We start from the raw sequence: 18144 nt of genomic DNA, 5'->3' as shown, positions 1-18144 counted from the left end.
GGGAAATGCCCCTCTGACTGGGAAGCCGCCTGCGCTTTTCATCCATTTGTGGGATGTTTTCGGGCCGGCGAAGCACGGCTTCCTCTTGTTGGGATCGTTCCAAGGCCGTTTCGCACTGAGTTTGGCCGCCGAAATTCGTTCTCACGCTGTCGTCGGACGCACTGCTCCCTGCATCGTCATCAACCGCCTGCGCAATAAACGCGTCCCTTGTTATCGGTCGTCCCTTTTGGGTTTGCTGGTGGATCGGATGTTGGCGACCTTGCTGATCAGGTCGAACCAGAACGCGGCGCCCAGGGAGATGGCGACCGCTGTCAGCACGTAGCCGAAAAACTTGCCGAGCAGCACGAACGGGAGCATCGGCCACCCCGTCGCCGCGATTTCTGCGACCTTCCTCCCGTTCCATCCGAGCAGGTCTGGCGCGCGGGTCTGCACGCATGCGATCAATTTGGACGACTTGGTTTGGGAATCGTCGCTCGCTATGACCCCGCAGGACCGCTCCAGATCCTGCTGCGTCGAGGCCTGCATCGACAGCTGCGCCAACGCCGTGCGGGCCGGCGCATCGCTGCTTAGCCGGCGCGCCATCTGGATCGTGTCGGCATCAACTAGGACCGCCACAACCAGCCCGATGAGGAGGAGCGATTTCTGCGCGTGGCGCTTGAAGCTTCCGCTCAGACGCTCCATGCGTTCCGAGTAGACCTGCTGCAGCACATCCAGAGCCTCGTCCTTAGTCGTGGCCGCCCAAGTGACGACTTCCCCGATGCGGCTATTGGGGAACTCCTTGGCCAAGTCGGCGGCGACAACCGCGAACACCTTGGGATCAACGTAGCTGGGCCAGTGGTTCTTGTTGTCCGGGTCGGGCGGGCCGATGGTGGAGGTGAGCGCCCGGATGCGCGCATGCCCGAGGAAGCGCTTGGCGCCCTCTTCCTGCAGGAGGTCACGCATTGCGCCGCGGAAATCGTCTTTGCGTTTCTGTACCCAGGTTTCGACCGCTTCTTTCGCTGCCGATGCGACGATGGACAACAGAGCATAGAGAAGCGCCATGGCGGCGCATGCTTCGATGAGGGCCACGGGTTCTCCCTCCTTATGCCACCGATTCTGGCGACACGATATTAAGGGCGGCGACCGCGACTCCCGGTGCTACTTCGTAGAACCCCGCCACCTTGTGGTGGAAGGTCAGGTTCGCCGGGCGGTACCGTGTCTGCAGCCCGTAGAACGGCGCGCCATCGACCGCGTTGAAGCGCTCCAGCACCGAGGGATGCAGTGGCGCCTCGGGGTTGATCTCCCGCAGCTTCTGCGACCAGACCGGACGCCGCTCTCGAGGCAGCCAAGTCAGAACCGAATCGCGCATGGAATTCACTTCGCAGTGCTGCATGCCCAGGGGATCCGGGAACAGTTTGAGGCGGCTGAAGTCAATGAGTAGCTTGTTCGAGGGCTCCTGGGTCTGTTGGACCATCCAGTCCAAGGCGATGTCCGAGAGGCGCGACTCGTCCTGGGCGTAGCTGCCGCCGATGTCGGAATGGTTGCCGGCAAACCAGACCTGGCGCAGCCACTCCGGCTCCCCGGGGCGCTCCGGCCGGTCCTTGAACGAGGCCCAGCGAACGCGGTCGAAGTCCTTCCGGGTCTCGTCAATCGCCAGAGCATGGCGGGCGAACTGGACACGCGGGTTCAGGTTCTCGTCGTAGAACTTGAACCGCCACTTGCTGAAGTGCCAGTCGAACTTGCCGTGCCGTGGATAGTCGCTGATCCACTTGAAATGCGACCGGATGTGGTCTACGCCCATCATGAGGGCGCCCAGCCCCAGCAGCGTCCAAGTCGTTACTTTGGTCGGCAAGCCGAAGAGCGCGGTGCCGATGCTGGCGGCGATGTACGCTCCGACTGCCGTCACGGAGGCCAAACCCGCCAGCATAAGTAGGCGGCGCGGCAGCGGCGCCCCAAGGGAGGCGACGGTGTCAAAAACGCCGATGAAATACGGAACCACGTTGGCGTTGCCGTCCGAATCGTTGCTGGCGTATTTATCGCGGAAGCGACGTGCCTTTTCCTTGCGCTGCAGGGTGTGCTCATCCTTGCCCCGCCCTGCTCCGTGCTCGTAGATCTTTTGGACCGCCTCATCAGCGATCTTGCGTAGCGCCTCGCCATAGCGGGGAACCGGGCCCCCGTCCAGCCCGCGCGAGGGCACGCCGCACAGACCCAGGACACCACCCACGCAGCGCGCGGTGTAGGCGCCGCGGCTGAACCCGAACAGGTAGATGCGGTCGCCCGGCTCGTAGTGCTTCACGATTGCTCCATAGCAATCGGCCACGTTGCGCATTAGGCCCGTCCCTGTGGCACCTGCGTAGAGCTTTCGGATCGTCTGCAATGGCTTGAACGGAATGGGTCCGCCGTCCGCTTCAGTGCCGAGGCCAGCGTCATAGAACGCCACCTGCTGCGCGGGGTCGATGTCGCTCTCGTGGTCGGAGCGGCAAGCGCGATAGAGCTTGTAGATGTTGCTGAGGTTCTGGTCCGGCTTCAGGCCACCAGCCTGGCCAGTGCCGTCCGAGAAGATGACGATGTTCTTGGGCATGTGGCTCTCCCTTCCTCAATTCAACGTCCGCAGACCGTGCTCAGATCCAGCGTGAATTCGCAGCGCTGCGGCGTGCTGGCCGACCAGCGGTGCTCGTCCAGCTTGGCGGTGCAGCCCGCGTCTTCTAACAGTGCCGTGCTACCGCCGCGGTCGCACACCAGCACTGCCGAGGCGCGACCGGACCGCTGCACTCGCACGGTGTAGTCAGCAAACGGCTTGAGCAAGCCCGGGTCATGTGCTGTCGACATCTGCAACACCTCGGCTTCCGAGGCTCCTGCCGGCGGTGGGCGAAACCGCACCGTGGCGTCTACGCCCGCCGACACCTTGGTCAGGGCCGAGGCCAGGTAGTTCATCTCGCGCTCGCTCGGACGTAGCGCGCATGCCCCCACCAGCGATGCCAGGGCGAGGTAAACGAGCAGGTGGATCTTGCGTTTCATGCTTCGGCCCAGAAGACGAGTTTGCCGGTCCGGACGCTGCGGCCGGTGTCGAGGTTCCAGTTCTCAAGGCGGTCCAGGGCGTCGGAGCCGCCCTGCTCCAGCGCATCGTCCAGGCCCTTCCAGACCATCAACACATTCGCGTGGGCGCGCTCGTAAATCGCTTCGTAGTCCATCGGACCTTCCGGCGTCCTCAGTTGCGAGATGAAGCTGTCGTCGATCTCGGCCTCGGTGGGGTAGGTCAGGTTGAGCTTGGTGCTCACGTGCCGGGCGATCGGGAATAGATGGTTGATTCCCGCCATCGCCTTGAGCACGCCACGAAAACCGCTGTGCCAAGCATCAGGCGACGCGTCCTGCGCCGCGCCTTGGTCGGGATAGGCTGCCTCCAGCATCTCCATCCACACCTGCCGCACAGCGAAATCCAGCGCGTCTTTGTCGTCGAACGCGTGGCAGGTGGCGATGCCGCTGGCCAGGTGTTCGCTCAGGCCGGTCTCGCCCACGTCCATCACGCGCGGGAAGATGAAGGCGTCCTGGTGCATCTCGCAGCGCCGGTGCTCCGACTCGTTGCCTTGGTAGGGTCCAACCCGAAGTTCCACCACTGGGTGGATCGTCATGTCGGTCGCGATGTGGGCGGCGAACCCCAACAGCCAGGCGGTCGCGCGGCCCTGATCCTGCTGCGGCAGGCGCGGAATCGCCGCCACCGCAGCCTGCATCAGCTTGGCCGTGTTCGTGTAGTGCATGTTGTCGGCCCACTTCTTCTGGCCCGACTTCAGCGCCAGGTAGGGGTAGTCGGGACTGACGGCCCCGAGCTCGACAAACTTCAGGTTGACGCCGAGGTGATAGAGCGTGTCGTCGCGCAAGCCCGCCGATTCAGCAAGCTTCTGCGCGTCGTTGACGACGGAAAGATGTGCATAGGCACCGGGCATGGGCACTCCTTGGTTTTTTTTTGATGCGGCTACGGGCGACCGGCGTAGACGTTGAATAGCTCGTACGTGTACTGGCGGTAGAACTTCAAGAACCTGAACAAGAGACCGATCCCAGCGGCGAGCGCCAGAACGCCGTAGCGCACAGTGACATCATTCCAGTCCATCGGCCGGGTCGCCAGAATGGCGATCCCGGCGGCGAGGCACGCGAAGGAGAGGTTTCGCGCGAACCCGTACTTGTTCAAGAAGGCGTTGATGCGCGCGATCAGCTTCTCGTTCGTGCAGACATACTCGCGAAAGCGCACGTGCACGAAGAGGTCTTCTCCGCCGAGGGTCTTTGTCGCTTCCTGCTTGACCTTCGCCAGAACCCTTTCGCGCGCGGACGGCGCGAGTGGCGTGCAGTACTGGTAGAACACGTAGCCGTACCACGGGCGCCGAGCACGCATGAGATTCATGCTGGGCGCCTTCAGGATCGCCCTGGCAAGAAGGTCCTCGAGGAAGAACTTGGCGGGCGTCGCCAAGATTTGGCCCACCACATAAGCAGCCAAGGTCACTGCGGCAATCTCCAACGCCTTGAGGTCCTTGCCCAAGATTTCAGGCACCCCGATGATGATCTGGAGCGCGAAAAGCGCGAGCAGTCCCGTGGCCAGATAGCCGAAGAAGTCGTAGGGGTCGAAGGGGAACTCTTTCATGGTTGCCTTTCAGGTGTGTGCGCCTTGCCTGTTCATCGCGCGACCAGGTACCACCGCCCATTCGGGTTTCGGCCGACTTCGAACTCGATCATTCCGTCGCTTCGCGTCGTCAGAACCCAACGGTCGGTATTGCGGAAGGTCCACCCCCCCGCCTTGGTTCGGTAGTACGGCACGGTCTCCTGTGTGTCGTACAAATAGCCCTTGTCCGAAATGACCACCAGATGAGGACTGCAACCCACTTCGTCAAAAATGCGCTCGCAGATGCCACTGACTCGCCCGTGATGCGACGCCACATACACCGACGCCCGCTTCAAAAGGCCGCACAGGTCGGGCTCGGCATCCAGCAAGGCTTCCCACCCGTCGCACTCCATGTCACCAGGGAACACGAAGACCGCGGCGCCGAGTTCCAGCACGGTGACCAAGCTGAGATTGTTCTCGTCCTCGAAGTCGGGGTAGGCGTGGCTGAAGGTACGGATGGTGACGTCCGGGATCTCCAGGTGGTTGACCGACACCGTGTACTCCTTCGCCATGTCGATCAAGGCGGCGATGCCGGGGCCGGGCTCCAACCCCTTCAACTCGTCGATCGTGTCGGGTGTCACCTTCCTGTTGCGACGAATCCGGTCGACGTCCACCTTCTGCAGGAGCTTCGGCAGGCCCCTGACGTGGTCCTCGTCGTAGTTGGTCACGATCAGCAGATCCAGCGTCGTGATCCCACGCGAAACCAGCAGCCCTCCAGGGTCGAACCCGAGATCCACGCTGGATGCGCAGTCGATCATCACGTGATAGCCAGCGGCGCTCAGGAGCGCGCAAGCGCCGTGCCCCACGTCGAAGATTTCCAGTTTCATGAAGACCTCCCCTGGTCGACACGCACCTCGCATGCGAAGCCCTCGGGCCGCCACACCAGTGACACCACCGGCAGGCCAGGAGCAAACCGCGAGATGGCCGCCAACGTGTCCTTGTCGATCTGGGAATGCGGCCCTCCGGCCGGGTGGCTGTGCCAGGTCCCGATGAAGCGCAGATAGTGGAGGCTCTCGGTGTTTGCCTGGAGGACCGCATCCTGAAGACCTTGAGTGCCCAGGACGAACCGGTCGCGCTGCCTGATGCTGTCAGGCGGCGCGTCCACGATGTCCGCGACCACGATCGTGCGGGCGTGGGTGTCGATATGTCCGAGTACCGCGCCCCCCGTCTCGACAGGGCCCCACTTCTGAACGTCTTGCGCGATGCGCTTGGTCACCGTCGATGCCACCCGAACACGCCAAGACGGGTCGTTCGCGGCGATCAGCTCCAGGCTTGGCAGAACGGCGTTGGTTGCCCAACTGAAACCAATGCCAGCCGCGTCTTGATATCCGACGCACAGGAATCCAGCATCAGGAATGCCCTGGACGAGCCATTGCTCGACCTGCATCGCCATGGCGGCTGCGGCCCGCGACACCATGCTGTCGGCCATCTGCATGGTGAGCGAGCGGCAGTTGTCGCCGATCATGACCTGCGTCAGATCGGCCGCGTTTCCCTTGATCTGCCCGCGCAAGCCCGGATTGCTGCGGCAGCGGCGGAAGAGCTCTGCGGTCAGGTCATCGCACCGCGGTGTGCGCTTGTCGCCTTCGAGCAGCAGAACCGCCACGCCCCCGCGGTTGTAGATTTGAGCGCGGGCCAGCCGTCCCACTTCCGGAGTCAGGTAGGGACTGTGGGTTGCCGCTGCCGCGACTTGAGGCGAGGCCGTCGAATCCAGGATCAACCGCTTTCCAGGCGGGAGGAGCTCAGCGAAGTCGGTGCCGGTGGTGAAAAGCGCTGCCGCGTCAACCGGCGCCGCCCTCGCGCCGGCATGGCCCAGTGAACGGAGGGTGGTGGCCAGGTTCTCGGCCTTGTTCGAGCACGTGCCGCCGTAGGATGCATGCCGCGCCAGGTTATGGCCGACCAAGGCCTCGTTGTCCACGAGGAGTTGGTTGCCGAACCCCGCGCGGCCCAGATGCAGCGAAATCTTGGAGCCGAGGCTGCCGCATCCGATGAAGGCCAGCGCATGGTCCAGGTCGACGGTCTCGTAGCCCGACGTGCGCGCCAGGAGCTGCGCATTCGCGCCGTGCAGATGGAAAGCCGCTTCCACGCGCGCCTTTGCCAGGGCGGGGCCGGTCTCGTCGCGCGGGATCCGCACGACATACGGGACGAACTCGATGTCGCGACCGCTTCGCAACAGGGCGACAGGGCGCTTCACGGCAAGCACGACGGCGACCAGGAAGTCCCCGACCCAGGGCCACGGCGCCTTGACCTGCGCCGCCAGATTGGCCTGCAGGAGCAAGGACTCGAGCTTGCCGATCAGGGCTGTACCGTCGATCCCCGTCTCGACCGCTCGCTGAGCGAGCGAAGGAATATCGACGACCATGTCGGGCCGGTAGACGTCGTCGACGCGGCCCTTGCCCTCTTGCCAGGCCGCCATCGCCACCACCACCGAGAGCCGGCCGCGAAATATCCGCCGTCCGCTGATTCCAGTGATCAGCTCAGACCGAAATCCGTGCGTGTCGGTTTGCCCGATCTGCACGCCCATGAACACGCCTTTGCCGGACTGCGCAAATGTTCCGCCATACACCGTGGGCAGGCCGTCCTGGGGCAACGCGCGCACCATCGCGTCGGCATCGAACTCCAGGGTGGCGTGCGCCTCCCCCCGTCGCGTGGGCTCCCAGCCCTGGTCGAGATTCATCAGCTGACCGGACGCCGCGCGCTCCAACCAGGTGACCAGCTGGTCGACCACAGCCACGATGCCGTCGGTCTGGACAAGGTCGTTCAATGTCCCTTCATAGACGCAAGGCGGTACAAAGCTGCCCCGCGTGTGCGGGTTGATGTGCGGCATGTCCGTGGGGAAATCCTCCCGCAGGTACAGCCACGGCCCCTTCAGCGGATACTCGCGCGGGAACTTGAAAAGTACCTGTTCCACCTCGCGCACGCCGGTGGCGGATACCCCGTCACGCGCACGACTGGGCAGGTTCACCGACACCTGCGCGGGCACAACGACGCCGCCCTCGACCTGCTCGCACGAGCCGACCGCTCGCACCGCAGGGTGGCGCGCGATCTCCTCGATCGCGTCCTGTAAGGCGAAGGCGAAGGTGTCGGCCATGGAGGCTCAGCCGTGTCCGCGGGGCACGGTGGTGGAGGCGGCAACGGCGGCGACGCGGCGCGGAGCGTCCTGCTTGGCGGCGATCTGCACGCCCTCGCCGGTGACGTTGAAGGTGAGCGGCTCTGGGTTCTTTTCGTTCGGGATTTCGCCGACACAGTGGAAGGCGCCGTTGACGTCCTTCACGATCGCCTCGTACTCGCGCTTGGCACGGATGCAGGGCGGATCCTTGTCGTCGTCCTTGATCGGCTTGGAGCTCGCCACCACCACGGCGCCCTGGCGGGTGACCGACAGCGCTGCACGCGCATCCGGGTCGACCTTGGCCTTTTCCCGTAGCTTGGACCAGCTGTCCTCGGACAGCGAGTGCCAGGAGCAGTGGTGAGGAGCCAGCAAGAGGTCGTACTCGAGCACGCTCTTGCTGTTCTTGTGTTTGCCCCACAGGCGCTGCCAGATCAGGACCTCGGCATCGCCCCCGACCATGAACTTGCAGCCATCAGGCGTCTTGGCGTCGGCGCCGACTTGCATGTTCAAGATCACGCTCGAGTGATTCTTGCGCAGCTTCTCCTCTTCGTCTTCCGTCGCCTGCTTGGGCAGCGGCGCGAGCAGCCGTGCGGTGAAGTAGCCGGCCTTGTTGACCTTGTTCACCTGGGTGAATGTCTGGTCCACCTTGACCAGGATGGAGCTGAGGTCGTCGGTCTTGCCGTTCTCGTCCGCGCCCATGATGAGGATCCGGTCCCCCTCCTCCACGCCGACGAACTTCTTGTCGCGGTTGACCTGAACCCGCCGCTTGGCCTCGCAGTTGAACGCCTTGGCATCGCTGCACAACGGATGCTCGGCCGACGCGCGCCGGTAGACCAGGGGCGACGACCAGATCTCGCGCATGAAGATGCGCTTCTCGCCTTCGGGTTTCTCGTCGTCCGGATAGTCCGCGGGCGCCCCGAGATGGAAGTGGGTCTCCAGCCCGCGGATGTGGTCCGAATCCGGGTGCGTCATCAGGAAGGCATGGACGAAGGGGCGGCCCTTGCCGTCCTTCTCGAGAAGCCCGCGCAAGTCCTTGGCAACGTCGCGGCAGTCTTCACCCTGCCGGATGTTGATGTCGATCAGAATCTTGGTACGGTCGGCATCCGCCAGTTCGACGAGCGTCATGTCACCGCAGCCCACAGGGAAGAAGGTAATCATTGCTGGCATACAAGCTCCTTACGTGTACACTTAGTTTACTCTATGTAGCCAGTAGGCCCAGGAAGGCCAGTTAGGCCATTGCACTGTATGGAAGATCATCCCGAAACCAAGTACTCGGAGGCCGTTCCCCACCCAGCCAGCTGGAGCCAGGATCGGCGCCTGAAATTCATCGACTACAGGCTTCGCTGGGAGGGGCGGCTCAACCGCACGGACTTGATTGAGCACTTTGATATCTCAGCACCGCAGGCGACGGCAGACCTGGGGAAATACACAGAGGCGGCGCCTTTCAACCTTGCCTATGACCTCAAGCAGAAGGCTTTCATGCGTACGGAGGGATACGCCCCCCTCTATCCCCGAAGTTCGTCTCGCGCGTACTTGAATGAGCTGCTCGCCCTGGTCACGGATGTGATCGATTCGCGGACCAGCTTCATCGGCTGGCATCCGGAGGTGGGCGTGGCGCCGATCCCCTCGCGGCAGTTGGATGGCAGGTCGTTGTCACTGCTCGTGCAAGCCATCCGCGACAAGCGGATGGTGGCCCTCGCCTATCAAGGCATGAAGAAGCCCGGTCCCGAGGCGCGTGTTCTATCGCCACACGCCCTCGGGTATGACGGCTTTCGATGGCACGTGCGCGCGTATTGCCATTCCAGCGAGAAGTACAAAGATTTCGTCATCGGACGAATGACCGATGTGTCACTAGCCGGCGCAAGCGAGAAGGGCAGCGGGCAGGACGAGTCCTGGCATCGCGTCTTGCAACTCGTGATCGCCCCCCACCCTTTATTGCCTGCTGGTGCGAAGCGCGCGATCCGCTTGGACTATGGAATGATTGACGGCATTCTTTCGTTGAGCTGCCGGCACGCGCTTCTTTTCTACGCCCTCCGGCGACTAGGGCTGCATCGGGAGGAAGGGCGTTCCCCCGAAGAGCAACAAATCGTCTTGCTCAATCGCGACGAACTCGCGCCGTTCATGCAGCCTGGCCATGCGTGACGCTTCCTCGATCAGGCGGCGGCGCTAACTGGAGCGTGCTTGCCACACGGATGCCGCCGCGACTCGCACCAGGCAATGCACAGTACGAGCCAAGACAAGCCGGAAGAGAAGCGGGCGACGACGTCGCTGGTGTAGTGGACCTGCAACAGGATGCGGCTCGCCCCGATGGTGAGCGCGATGGGCACGGCGGCGAGGACCGCCGGCGCATGCCACCGGGCAGTCGTCACGCGGATGGCCAAGTAGGCGAGCATCCCGTAGGCGACTACTGCACCCTGCACCGGAGCTGTGCCCGCTTGGAAAGCTCCAGCCTTCGCCTGACACGTCCAGCACATGGTCATGCACCGGCCGCTCACGCGCGAAGAATTGCTTGAGCAGGTTGTTCAGGAGGCCATTGCCCGCGAGGGCGACAACCCATGCGGTGGCCAGGAGGTGCTCGCGTCGCCGGATCAGGACCAACGCGACCCCCAGGCAGACCAGGGTCAATGTCTTGGCGTCGCCCAGGTGTGTGAGCCATGAGAAAACCTGAAGCGCTGTGCGTTACAACCTACAACCTGGGCGCATCGGCCAGCATTGCGGCCCGGCGAAGATCGGGCGCGGGGTTTGCCTGCGAAATGTCGCCGGGGTGGCTGCGGCAGGAGGCATAGACGTCAAGCTCCTTCTTGTAAACGCTGGTCTCGATCTCGAGCAGGCCGAGGACCGAGTGGAAGTAGTGGTCGTGGCTGATCTTGCGGTCTTGCAACGCAGTCAAGCAGCTGCTGGACATGCCGGCTCGGTTCTGGAAACTGGCGGACGTCCAGGTAACCCAGGGCACGTGCTTCTGGAAGTCGGGCGCCACGGAGTACGGCAGACCGTGCAGGTAGAGGTTGTTCTCGCCTAGCGATTCGCCGTGGTCTGAGACATAGACCATCGCGGTGTCGGCGCGGCCTTCCCGGGTCTTCAGCCAGGCGATCGCCTTGGCCAGGAAGTGGTCGGTGTACGCGATCGAATTGTCGTAGGCGTTGACCACCGACTGCCGGCTGCAGTCCTGCAGCGCGGCGCTGGTGCACTCCGGCAGGAAGGACTTCATGGCTGCGGGCGAGCGCAGGTAGTACGCCGGGCCATGGCTTCCCATCTGGTGCATGACCAACACCACCCCTCGAGCCGCGCGCACCGGATCCAGCGCCTGGATGCGGTTGTCCAGGCCATCGAGCATCACTTCGTCCAGGCAGCCCGCACCGTCGCAGCCGCGCGCGGCCGCCTCTTTGATCACGTTGACGTTTGGCACGCGGTCACACACGCCCTTGCAGCCGGATTGGTTGTCTAGCCAAAGGACGGCCAGGCCGGCGCGCTGGATCACGTCCAGCAGGCCCTCGTGATTCCCTTCGCGGGCGTCGAAGCCTTCGCGCGTCAGGTGCGAGAACATGCAGGGGACGGAAGCAGCGGTGCTGGTGCCGCAGGACCAGGCGTTGCGAAAGCTCACCACGCCTTCTGTTGCGAGCTGTGGGGCGGTCGTACGTTCGTAGCCATTGAGCGAGAAGTTGGCGCTGCGTGCCGTCTCGCCCAGAACTAGCAGCAGGAGCACTGGACGATCTGAATTCGCCGAGCGAAGCCGCGAGTCCATGCCGATTGGCTGCAACTTGCCCTCGCCCCGCTGCCAGGGGCGAGCCGCTACGCGGCCGGCCGAGTAGAGGCTCGCCCATGGGTTGATCAGGTAGCGCACTTCCTTGTGGTTGCGCATCACGGAGGCGAGCGGCTGGAAACTGGCCAAGCCGGCAGAGATGACCATGCCCAGGGCGCCCACGACGAACAACAGATTGGTCAACAATTGCCGCGGCCAGGGCGCATAGGCAACAGGCTTCGCCCAGAGCAGAACAGTGGGCAGGACCCCCAGCAGAAGCACGGTGAACGCCATCGGCCAGCTCGCCAGCGCAGTCGCCTCGTGGAAATCCGTCTGCACCGCATTGATCACCATGCCCGGATCGATCACCACGCCGTAGGCGAGCGAGAAGTAGCTGGCGAACGCCGCGATGAGCAGCAGGAGCGTCGCCACCGGCTTGAACGTGCGGCGCCAAGCAAAAATGCTCAGAAGCGCCCCCAGACTCGCCCAGACGATTAGAACCATCGCCACGAGCAGCAACCAACCCTGAACATTACTCAGGGTGCCTTCGGCGGAAAGGCGCTTCCACAGGGCGGCGTTGCCCGCGAGGGCCAGCCACCCGCTAGTGGCGAAAACCGCCCAAACGGGTGTGGTGGGAGTGAGCTTCATGCAGTGGCCTCCCCGAGCGGGGTGCCACGGTCACGCGCGAACAGGGGATCGGTGAGCCAGGCCGTCATCCAGCAGATCCAGCCGGTCCACAGGGTGTGGCTCATGAAGTGCGCACCGCGCATCTGCTGGCCGCCACCCAGCAGCAGGCCGAGCACCAGTGCGCCCGCCAGCCACGCAATGGCCAGGCGCGGTATGTCGTGCCGCAGGGCAAAGTAACCGCCGATGAAGGCGAATCCCGTGGTCGCGTGGCCCGCCGGGAAGCAACGACCTGCCCCACCATCGCTGGACAGCCAGCCGGCCCAATGGGACACGTGTCGTGCGATACCGCCGAATTCGTGCAAGTCCCAGGGGCAGCTTGTGTGGCTGCCGGCTTTGATCAAGGTGACCAGACCGGACGCCACAAGCGCAGTGGCAGCCAACTGCACGCGCCGGCGCTGTGGCAACGCTTCCAGCCACCGCGTCGGCCAGGTCACGGCGATGCAGAGCGCCAGGATGGCCAACCAAGCCAGCGTCTTGGCGCCGGAGTGCATGACCTGGGTCAGGAACCAGTGCTCTCGTAGCGGAAACCCCTGGGCGGTTCCGAAGGCGTGCGCGAGTTCGAGGTCAAGGCCCGAGACATCCCAGGCGATCAAGGCGGCAAGTGCACCCGCGGACGCCCAGGCGACGCGAACATTCGATACAGACATGGGCCGCGAGGATCGGCCGAGCTGCTTAAGGGTTTCTTAAGCGGGCCGGTGACAATGCGGAAATGCGTGTTCTGGTGGTCGAAGACGATGAGGGCATCGCCCAGGGATTGGTGTTGGCCTTACGTCAGGAAGGCTGGGCGGCCGATGTGACGCCAACCGTGTCGGCGGCCCTGGCCGCGCTGCGCGTGGAGCCGTTCCAGATGGTGCTGCTGGATTTGGGTCTGGCCGATGGCGATGGCATGAGCGTGCTCCAGGCGGTGCGCAACGCGCCCGCCGGCGGCCTGCCCGACCCGGAAACCCCCTTGGTCATCATGACGGCCAGGGACCAGATCCCCTCGCGCATTTCCGGGCTCGACATGGGCGCCGACGACTACATCGTGAAGCCCTTCGACCCGGGCGAGCTCGCCGCCCGCATGCGCGCCTTGCGGCGCCGGATGGCCGGACGGTCCCGTCCGACCCTCGTGTGGGGTGAACTCGAGATCGATCCTGCTACCCGCACGGTTCGCCGCGACGGTGTGGAGGTCGAGCTGTCCAGCCGCGAATTCGGCGCCCTGCTGGTTCTGATGGAGGCGCGGCCCCGCGTTCTGAGCCGCTCACAGATCGAGGCCAGTCTCTACACCTGGGACGCGGCGTTGGGCAGCAACGCAGTGGAAGTCCACGTCCATCACCTGCGCCGCAAGCTCGGCGAGGGTGTCATCCGCACCATGCGTGGCGTGGGCTACTTCGTCCCGACAGAATCTCCCAAGCCATGAGCCTGCATCTGCACCCTTCCCTGTTCCGTCATTTGATGGCGTGGACACTTGGCGCGCTGGTCGTCACCTGGGCGGCGTTCATGCTGTTCGGCTATCGCACCGGAATTCACGAGGCGGACGAGCTCACCGACGGCCACCTCGCAAGCGTCGCTTCGCTTCTGCTCACGCAGCGGGTCACCGAGTTCGCACCGGCCCCAGACGCCGCGACGCTGGGCAATCTCACCGACTTGAAGGCGCATGACTACCAGCAGTCTATGAGCGTCTTCATTTGGGACGCGTCGGGGAAGCTTCAGGCCAGCACCGGCGAGGCGCCGACGCCGCTTTTTACCGACACGGAGGGATTCGAGACGGTGGCCATGGGCGCCAATGGGCAGCGTTGGCGTTCCTTTTCGCGCTGGGATGGCCAGGCGCACCAACGCAAGATCTCCGTATTGCTCAGCATCGCCGAGCGCGACGCACTGGCCGAAGACATTGCCGACCAGGTGGCCGAACCCGGCATCTGGTTGCTGCCGGTAGTGGCGCTGATGCTGGGTTTCGCCGTTCACCGTGGCCTGCGTCCGCTGTGGGAACTGAGCCGCCAGGTGCACCGCCTGGACATCCACCGCGACACCGAACTGAAAGCGCCGCCGCACACTGAGTTCAAGGCCATCGTGGATTCGATCAATACCCTGATCCAGCGTTACAACGCCGCGCTCACGCGCGAGCGGCAGTTGGCCAGCGAGATCGCGCACGAGTTGCGAACCCCCCTGGCGTCGCTGGTCCTGAATGCCGCGGCGCTGCAGCAGGAGCTTTCAGACTCAGAACGGACGGACGCCATGAAGCGGGTGGTGCTCGACGCGAGCCGTGCCGGCGCGGTGATGGCCGACCTGCTGTCACTGGCCCGCACCAGCCGCACCGAGCTGGCCGAGGGGCGGCAGGACGTGGATCTCGCCAGCCTGGCGCGCGAAGTGGTGGCTGAATACGCTCAGACCGCGCTCGACGCCGATCATGAAATCGGCCTGGAAGCACCCGACACCTGCCCGATGAGGGGGCATCCCATCCTCTTGCAGATCGCGTTGCGCAATCTGATCGAAAACGCGCTCCATCACACGCCGCGCGGCACGGTCATCGAGGTGCGCGTATCGGCCGCGCCGCTGCAACTGGAGGTTCGGGACAACGGCGTCGGGTTGGACTCTAAGCCTGTAGAAACTACGGGCATTCGTCTTGGGCTGGGCCACCAGGTGGTGCGGCGCATCGCGGTCGTCCACGACGGCCGGTTCGATGTCGTAGATGCAAGCGGCGGTTGGCGGGTGTACCGCATTGAGCTTGGATCAGGCGAAGCCGTCGCAGGAGCAGCATGAGCCGCGCCCTGGACGCCATGGTTGAACTCGACCTCGTATCCAAGGACGACAACCCTGCGGATGCGCGCGGCTGGACCCTGTCGCTCACGCTTTTTTGGGCCGGCGCCGGTTCAAGGAAACTCAAAGTGCCCTTCGATGGCCATGCTGCAAACCTGCTTTGCCGGCTTCGATGAGAAAAGACCGGCTGGCGTGCAGCGCGCGATTGCCCTGCTGCTGATCGTCTTGCGGAAAGACCTGTTCACGTGAGACTCGAAATATGCGCTCCGCCCCTACCCTCACTCCATGGGCCTCGCCTCGCAGAACAGATCAAAGAGCGATCACGCGCCAGTAGTCGCTCGGTCTCAGGCCTGAACAGTGGCTCACGACAGTCGCACTGCGCTGCGAGCGGATCCGCGAAGTTCGCTCGGTCTTGCTGTCCGCGGCGGCACTGCTGCTGTTCCTGTGGAGCTGAGACCGACCGACGCCGGGCTGCAGGCACAACGCACATCACTCGTATGGTCGCGAACAGCATTGGCTTTCGCGGTCAATGCAATCTTGGTACTACGCTTCGGTTTTCTGGAAGGCGATGCAGCGATGATCATTGCAGGTACGGGGATCGCGCTGGCGGCCATTCTCGCGGCCGGTGTCAGCATCCGCCGGCATCACCAACTTGCCGAGTCGTTCGACCTGGCCATGGCCTCGATCAGCTGGGTCTGTCTGGGGACATTGGTCGCCGCGTGCGCCGGTCTCGCGCTCGTGATGCGATAACTCCTGTTCGGAACTCCGGCCTGCTGGCCCTTCAGATAACCCTGCCGAACCAGAGTACCGAGAGCGCCAACGCGAAAAGCGTCAGTAGAGTCGCCGCGTTTGCAAAAAGATTGGTGATTTCCCTTTCGGCTCGCTCCATGGTGATCTCTGCTTTCAGTGCCTCATAGACGGCCTCCAGCTCAAGTTGATCGGCGGCACGGTGATAGGTCGCGCCGGTCAAACCGGCGACGCTTTTCAACGCTTCTTCGTCCAGCTGAACTCGCACGTTCAAGCCGAACGCCGAGATGACCGCGCCCTGATGGGTTCCGAAGCCGACCGTATAGACCCGGACGCCTCGCTCCGCAGCAAATTTGGCGGCTTCGATCGGATCAATGCCAGACGTGTTTTGACCATCGCTCAGAAGGACGATGGCGGCCGCGTCATACGAACCGACAGGCACCGGGCGGCGAAGAAGGTCGTCATCGCCCAGGTCAGCGCGCTTGCCTTGATTCGTGCCAAAGTTCCAGACGTCGATTCCTTCGGCGGGGAAGATCGCTCCGAGCGAAACGATGATCGCGTTGCCAATTGCGGTGGCCCGCTCCAGCTTGAATGCATCAATCGCAGCAACGATTTGGGAGCGGTTGCGCGTAGGTGCCTGGACCAAATGGGCGGAGCCTGCGTACGCGACCAAGGCCACGCGCACACCCTCCGGCAGCTTCGAAATGAACTCCTTCGCAGCAGCCTGCGCGGCTGCGAGTCGCGAGGGGTGTACGTCGGTCGCCTGCATGCTGCCGGAAACATCCATGGCCAGGACAATGGTCTTTCTGGCCGTCGGGACCATCATGTCCACCACCGGGCGTGCACCAGCCAAGATCATTGTGGCAATCGCCATGAGCATGAAGGCTGGCGGGACGTGACGGCGCCAGCCGGTGGACGCCAACGCCTGACGAACCAGGGCGAGCTGCGGATAGCTCAATGCAGACCGTTTCCGTCGGCCCTGCAGCCACACGTAAAGTACAGCCACCACGGGCAGTAGCACCAGGAACCAGAGCTGGGCAGGCGAAAGGAAGCGCATCATCACACCAAACATTAGTCCAATGCCGCCATCGCTGCAACCATTCCCGCGGCGGATGATCGACAGTGTAGAGATGGCCCCTCGTTCGAACGGCCGGGCCGGGCCGCCAAGCAAGTGTGGATTGCCCTAGAATTTGCACGTGTCCAGACCCCATCGTGCCATCTTGCTTGCGCTTGCTCTGCTGTGGCAAACGCTTGCGATGTTGCTGCCGGTGCAGGTCGAAGCTCGGTCAACACTGATCGCGCATGCAGTTGGTCATTGGCAGGAGTCGGACCACCACCATCACGCGGACTCTTCGCTGCACCTCGAAGATCGTGACGGACAAGCCACCCATGACCACTCTCACGACGGCGCACAGCCATCGGCCATCTTGCGGTCGGTGAGCGCGCTCATGTCGAATGCCCCGTCTTCACGGCGCTTGACCTTGATCGCCCAGGAACCCCCGTCGGTCTTCCTCAGGGCGCCATTGCGTCCTCCTCAAGTCCTCGCCTAGGCAAACGTCCAGAGCTCGTCTCTGGAAGTCACGCAAGCACGAGTCACTGGCGGCGCCGAGAGTGCCAGAAGTGACTTATTGCTGCACTGTTTGCGCTCGTGTCCGAGCGCGTGCCCGACAGAAAAGCCAGGCCTGAATGAACCTCAAAATCCTCAAAATCCCCTTTCGAGCGGCGGCGGCCGCGACTCTCACTCTCATGTGCGCGGTTGCCGCCGCGCATGGCATCTCCGACGAAGACAAGCAGCGGATGCTGGAAGGCGGCTACCTGCAGTACGTGGGCCTGGGTGCCACCCACATGCTTACCGGCTACGACCATCTGCTCTTCCTCTTCGGCGTGGTGTTCTTCCTGACCACCTTCAAGGACGTGGCCAAGTTCGTCACGGTGTTCACCGTAGGGCACTGCATCACGCTCATTTTCGCTACCTACCTGAAGATCACCTGGAACTACTACCTAGTGGACGCCATCATCGCCGCCAGCGTGATCTACAAGGGTTTCGACAACAACGGCGGCTTCCAGAAGCACTTTGCGATGGCCTCACCGAATCTGCTGGGAGCGGTGTTCATCTTCGGCCTCCTGCATGGCTTCGGGCTGTCCACCAGGCTGCAGCAGCTGCCGCTCGGCGACGACCCGGTGGCCATGCTCGGCCGCATCCTCAGCTTCAACGTGGGCGTCGAACTCGGCCAGATCGCGGCGCTCGCGGTCATGGTGGCGTTGCTGGCTGCCTGGCGCAAGCGGCCGTCGTTCACTCGCTTCAGCTATGCGGCCAACCTCGCGCTGATCTACGCCGGCGTGTACCTGCTGTTCATGCAACTGCACGGCTACCAGCACGACGTGAATCCAGACGGCTTCCGCTTCCCGACGGAGGAGCACAAGCACATCCATGAGGACATGGACATCAAGAACTCGACCGACCCCACCCGCAACAAGCTCTAACTCTCATCCCTCGAAAGG

At 63.7% G+C, this 18144-nt stretch carries 18 protein-coding genes; 6 read left to right on the top strand and 12 right to left on the bottom strand.

Annotated elements, in window-relative coordinates; translation table 11 throughout:
* Positions 1–210: 210 nt before the first annotated feature.
* From FN976_RS24355 to mblB, 8 genes are read right to left on the bottom strand one after another with little or no spacing between them, the layout of a single operon-like run.
* Positions 211–1068 carry a hypothetical protein gene (locus FN976_RS24355; RefSeq protein ID WP_145895804.1) on the bottom strand — a complete coding sequence of 286 codons (858 nt, stop codon included), beginning with the start codon at positions 1066–1068 and terminating at the stop codon, positions 211–213.
* Between the two features lie 13 nt (positions 1069–1081).
* A complete protein-coding gene (locus FN976_RS24350; RefSeq protein WP_145895802.1) occupies positions 1082–2560 on the bottom strand; it encodes a T6SS phospholipase effector Tle1-like catalytic domain-containing protein in 1479 nt (492 codons plus the stop codon).
* 20 nt (positions 2561–2580) lie between these two features.
* On the bottom strand, positions 2581–2997 hold the full coding sequence (locus FN976_RS24345) for a hypothetical protein (protein WP_145895800.1): 417 nt from the start codon (positions 2995–2997) through the stop codon (positions 2581–2583).
* Positions 2994–3920: a zinc dependent phospholipase C family protein gene (locus tag FN976_RS24340; protein WP_145895798.1), complete on the bottom strand. Its 927-nt coding sequence runs from the start codon at positions 3918–3920 to the stop codon at positions 2994–2996. Before FN976_RS24340 ends, FN976_RS24345 begins: the two co-directional genes overlap by 4 nt.
* 29 nt (positions 3921–3949) lie before the next feature.
* Positions 3950–4609, bottom strand: coding sequence for a hypothetical protein (locus tag FN976_RS24335; RefSeq protein WP_145895796.1), 660 nt, complete (start codon positions 4607–4609; stop codon positions 3950–3952).
* A 32-nt stretch (positions 4610–4641) separates the two neighbouring features.
* Positions 4642–5454: a ComEC/Rec2 family competence protein gene (locus tag FN976_RS24330; protein WP_186511159.1), complete on the bottom strand. Its 813-nt coding sequence runs from the start codon at positions 5452–5454 to the stop codon at positions 4642–4644.
* Entirely contained in the window at positions 5451–7715 is a 2265-nt protein-coding gene (cap2-3, locus tag FN976_RS24325) for an anti-phage 6A-MBL system cap2_3 protein (RefSeq protein ID WP_145895791.1), read from the bottom strand. The genes FN976_RS24330 and cap2-3 overlap by 4 nt, the downstream gene beginning before the upstream one ends.
* 6 nt (positions 7716–7721) lie before the next feature.
* On the bottom strand, positions 7722–8900 hold the full coding sequence (gene mblB / locus FN976_RS24320; protein ID WP_145895789.1) for an anti-phage 6A-MBL system MBL-fold protein: 1179 nt from the start codon (positions 8898–8900) through the stop codon (positions 7722–7724).
* Between the two features lie 78 nt (positions 8901–8978).
* On the opposite strand from mblB, the gene FN976_RS24315 reads away from it, so the two are divergent.
* Entirely contained in the window at positions 8979–9875 is an 897-nt protein-coding gene (locus tag FN976_RS24315) for a WYL domain-containing protein (protein WP_145895787.1), read from the top strand.
* Positions 9876–9886: 11 nt separating this feature from the next.
* Here the strand turns inward: FN976_RS24315 and FN976_RS29030 are convergent, their stop codons facing one another.
* From FN976_RS29030 to FN976_RS24300, 3 genes are all read right to left on the bottom strand, one after another.
* Positions 9887–10207: a phosphatase PAP2 family protein gene (locus tag FN976_RS29030; RefSeq protein WP_349291415.1), complete on the bottom strand. Its 321-nt coding sequence runs from the start codon at positions 10205–10207 to the stop codon at positions 9887–9889.
* 212 nt (positions 10208–10419) lie between these two features.
* Positions 10420–12120, bottom strand: coding sequence for a phosphoethanolamine transferase (locus tag FN976_RS24305; RefSeq protein ID WP_145895785.1), 1701 nt, complete (start codon positions 12118–12120; stop codon positions 10420–10422).
* A complete protein-coding gene (locus FN976_RS24300) occupies positions 12117–12806 on the bottom strand; it encodes a phosphatase PAP2 family protein (protein ID WP_145895783.1) in 690 nt (229 codons plus the stop codon). Before FN976_RS24300 ends, FN976_RS24305 begins: the two co-directional genes overlap by 4 nt.
* Before the next feature lie 62 nt (positions 12807–12868).
* Here FN976_RS24300 and FN976_RS24295 point away from each other — a divergent pair, with 62 nt between their 5' ends.
* From FN976_RS24295 to FN976_RS24285, 4 genes are all read left to right on the top strand, one after another.
* Positions 12869–13558, top strand: a complete 690-nt coding sequence (locus FN976_RS24295) for a response regulator (RefSeq protein WP_145895781.1) — start codon at positions 12869–12871, stop codon at positions 13556–13558.
* Entirely contained in the window at positions 13555–14898 is a 1344-nt protein-coding gene (locus tag FN976_RS24290) for an ATP-binding protein (RefSeq protein ID WP_145895779.1), read from the top strand. Before FN976_RS24295 ends, FN976_RS24290 begins: the two co-directional genes overlap by 4 nt.
* Entirely contained in the window at positions 14895–15071 is a 177-nt protein-coding gene (locus FN976_RS29025) for a hypothetical protein (protein ID WP_186511155.1), read from the top strand. The genes FN976_RS24290 and FN976_RS29025 overlap by 4 nt, the downstream gene beginning before the upstream one ends.
* Before the next feature lie 181 nt (positions 15072–15252).
* Positions 15253–15645: a DUF202 domain-containing protein gene (locus FN976_RS24285; RefSeq protein ID WP_145895776.1), complete on the top strand. Its 393-nt coding sequence runs from the start codon at positions 15253–15255 to the stop codon at positions 15643–15645.
* A gap of 31 nt (positions 15646–15676) precedes the next feature.
* On the opposite strand, the gene FN976_RS24280 is transcribed toward FN976_RS24285, so the two are convergent.
* Positions 15677–16813, bottom strand: a complete 1137-nt coding sequence (locus FN976_RS24280) for a VWA domain-containing protein (protein ID WP_349291414.1) — start codon at positions 16811–16813, stop codon at positions 15677–15679.
* A gap of 515 nt (positions 16814–17328) precedes the next feature.
* Here FN976_RS24280 and FN976_RS24275 point away from each other — a divergent pair.
* On the top strand, positions 17329–18126 hold the full coding sequence (locus FN976_RS24275; RefSeq protein WP_255440809.1) for a HupE/UreJ family protein: 798 nt from the start codon (positions 17329–17331) through the stop codon (positions 18124–18126).
* The last annotated feature ends 18 nt before the right edge of the window (positions 18127–18144 follow it).

Origin of the sequence: Caenimonas sedimenti (genome assembly GCF_007833165.1) — a bacterium.
GTDB classification, from domain to species: domain Bacteria; phylum Pseudomonadota; class Gammaproteobacteria; order Burkholderiales; family Burkholderiaceae_C; genus Ramlibacter; species Ramlibacter sedimenti.
This window is presented reverse-complemented; position numbering and strand designations above follow the sequence as displayed.

Bases quoted from the DNA above. Each gene is read 5' to 3' on its own strand.
- FN976_RS24350 (WP_145895802.1), bottom strand. From the start codon at position 2,560: ATGCCCAAGAACATCGTCATCTTCTCGGACGGCACTGGCCAGGCTGGT.
- FN976_RS24345 (WP_145895800.1), bottom strand. From the start codon at position 2,997: ATGAAACGCAAGATCCACCTGCTCGTTTACCTCGCCCTGGCATCGCTG.
- FN976_RS24340 (WP_145895798.1), bottom strand. From the start codon at position 3,920: ATGCCCGGTGCCTATGCACATCTTTCCGTCGTCAACGACGCGCAGAAG.
- FN976_RS24335 (WP_145895796.1), bottom strand. From the start codon at position 4,609: ATGAAAGAGTTCCCCTTCGACCCCTACGACTTCTTCGGCTATCTGGCC.
- FN976_RS24330 (WP_186511159.1), bottom strand. From the start codon at position 5,454: ATGAAACTGGAAATCTTCGACGTGGGGCACGGCGCTTGCGCGCTCCTG.
- cap2-3 (WP_145895791.1), bottom strand. From the start codon at position 7,715: ATGGCCGACACCTTCGCCTTCGCCTTACAGGACGCGATCGAGGAGATC.
- mblB (WP_145895789.1), bottom strand. From the start codon at position 8,900: ATGCCAGCAATGATTACCTTCTTCCCTGTGGGCTGCGGTGACATGACG.
- FN976_RS24315 (WP_145895787.1), top strand. From the start codon at position 8,979: ATGGAAGATCATCCCGAAACCAAGTACTCGGAGGCCGTTCCCCACCCA.
- FN976_RS29030 (WP_349291415.1), bottom strand. From the start codon at position 10,207: ATGTGCTGGACGTGTCAGGCGAAGGCTGGAGCTTTCCAAGCGGGCACA.
- FN976_RS24305 (WP_145895785.1), bottom strand. From the start codon at position 12,120: ATGAAGCTCACTCCCACCACACCCGTTTGGGCGGTTTTCGCCACTAGC.
- FN976_RS24300 (WP_145895783.1), bottom strand. From the start codon at position 12,806: ATGTCTGTATCGAATGTTCGCGTCGCCTGGGCGTCCGCGGGTGCACTT.
- FN976_RS24295 (WP_145895781.1), top strand. From the start codon at position 12,869: ATGCGTGTTCTGGTGGTCGAAGACGATGAGGGCATCGCCCAGGGATTG.
- FN976_RS24290 (WP_145895779.1), top strand. From the start codon at position 13,555: ATGAGCCTGCATCTGCACCCTTCCCTGTTCCGTCATTTGATGGCGTGG.
- FN976_RS29025 (WP_186511155.1), top strand. From the start codon at position 14,895: ATGAGCCGCGCCCTGGACGCCATGGTTGAACTCGACCTCGTATCCAAG.
- FN976_RS24275 (WP_255440809.1), top strand. From the start codon at position 17,329: ATGAACCTCAAAATCCTCAAAATCCCCTTTCGAGCGGCGGCGGCCGCG.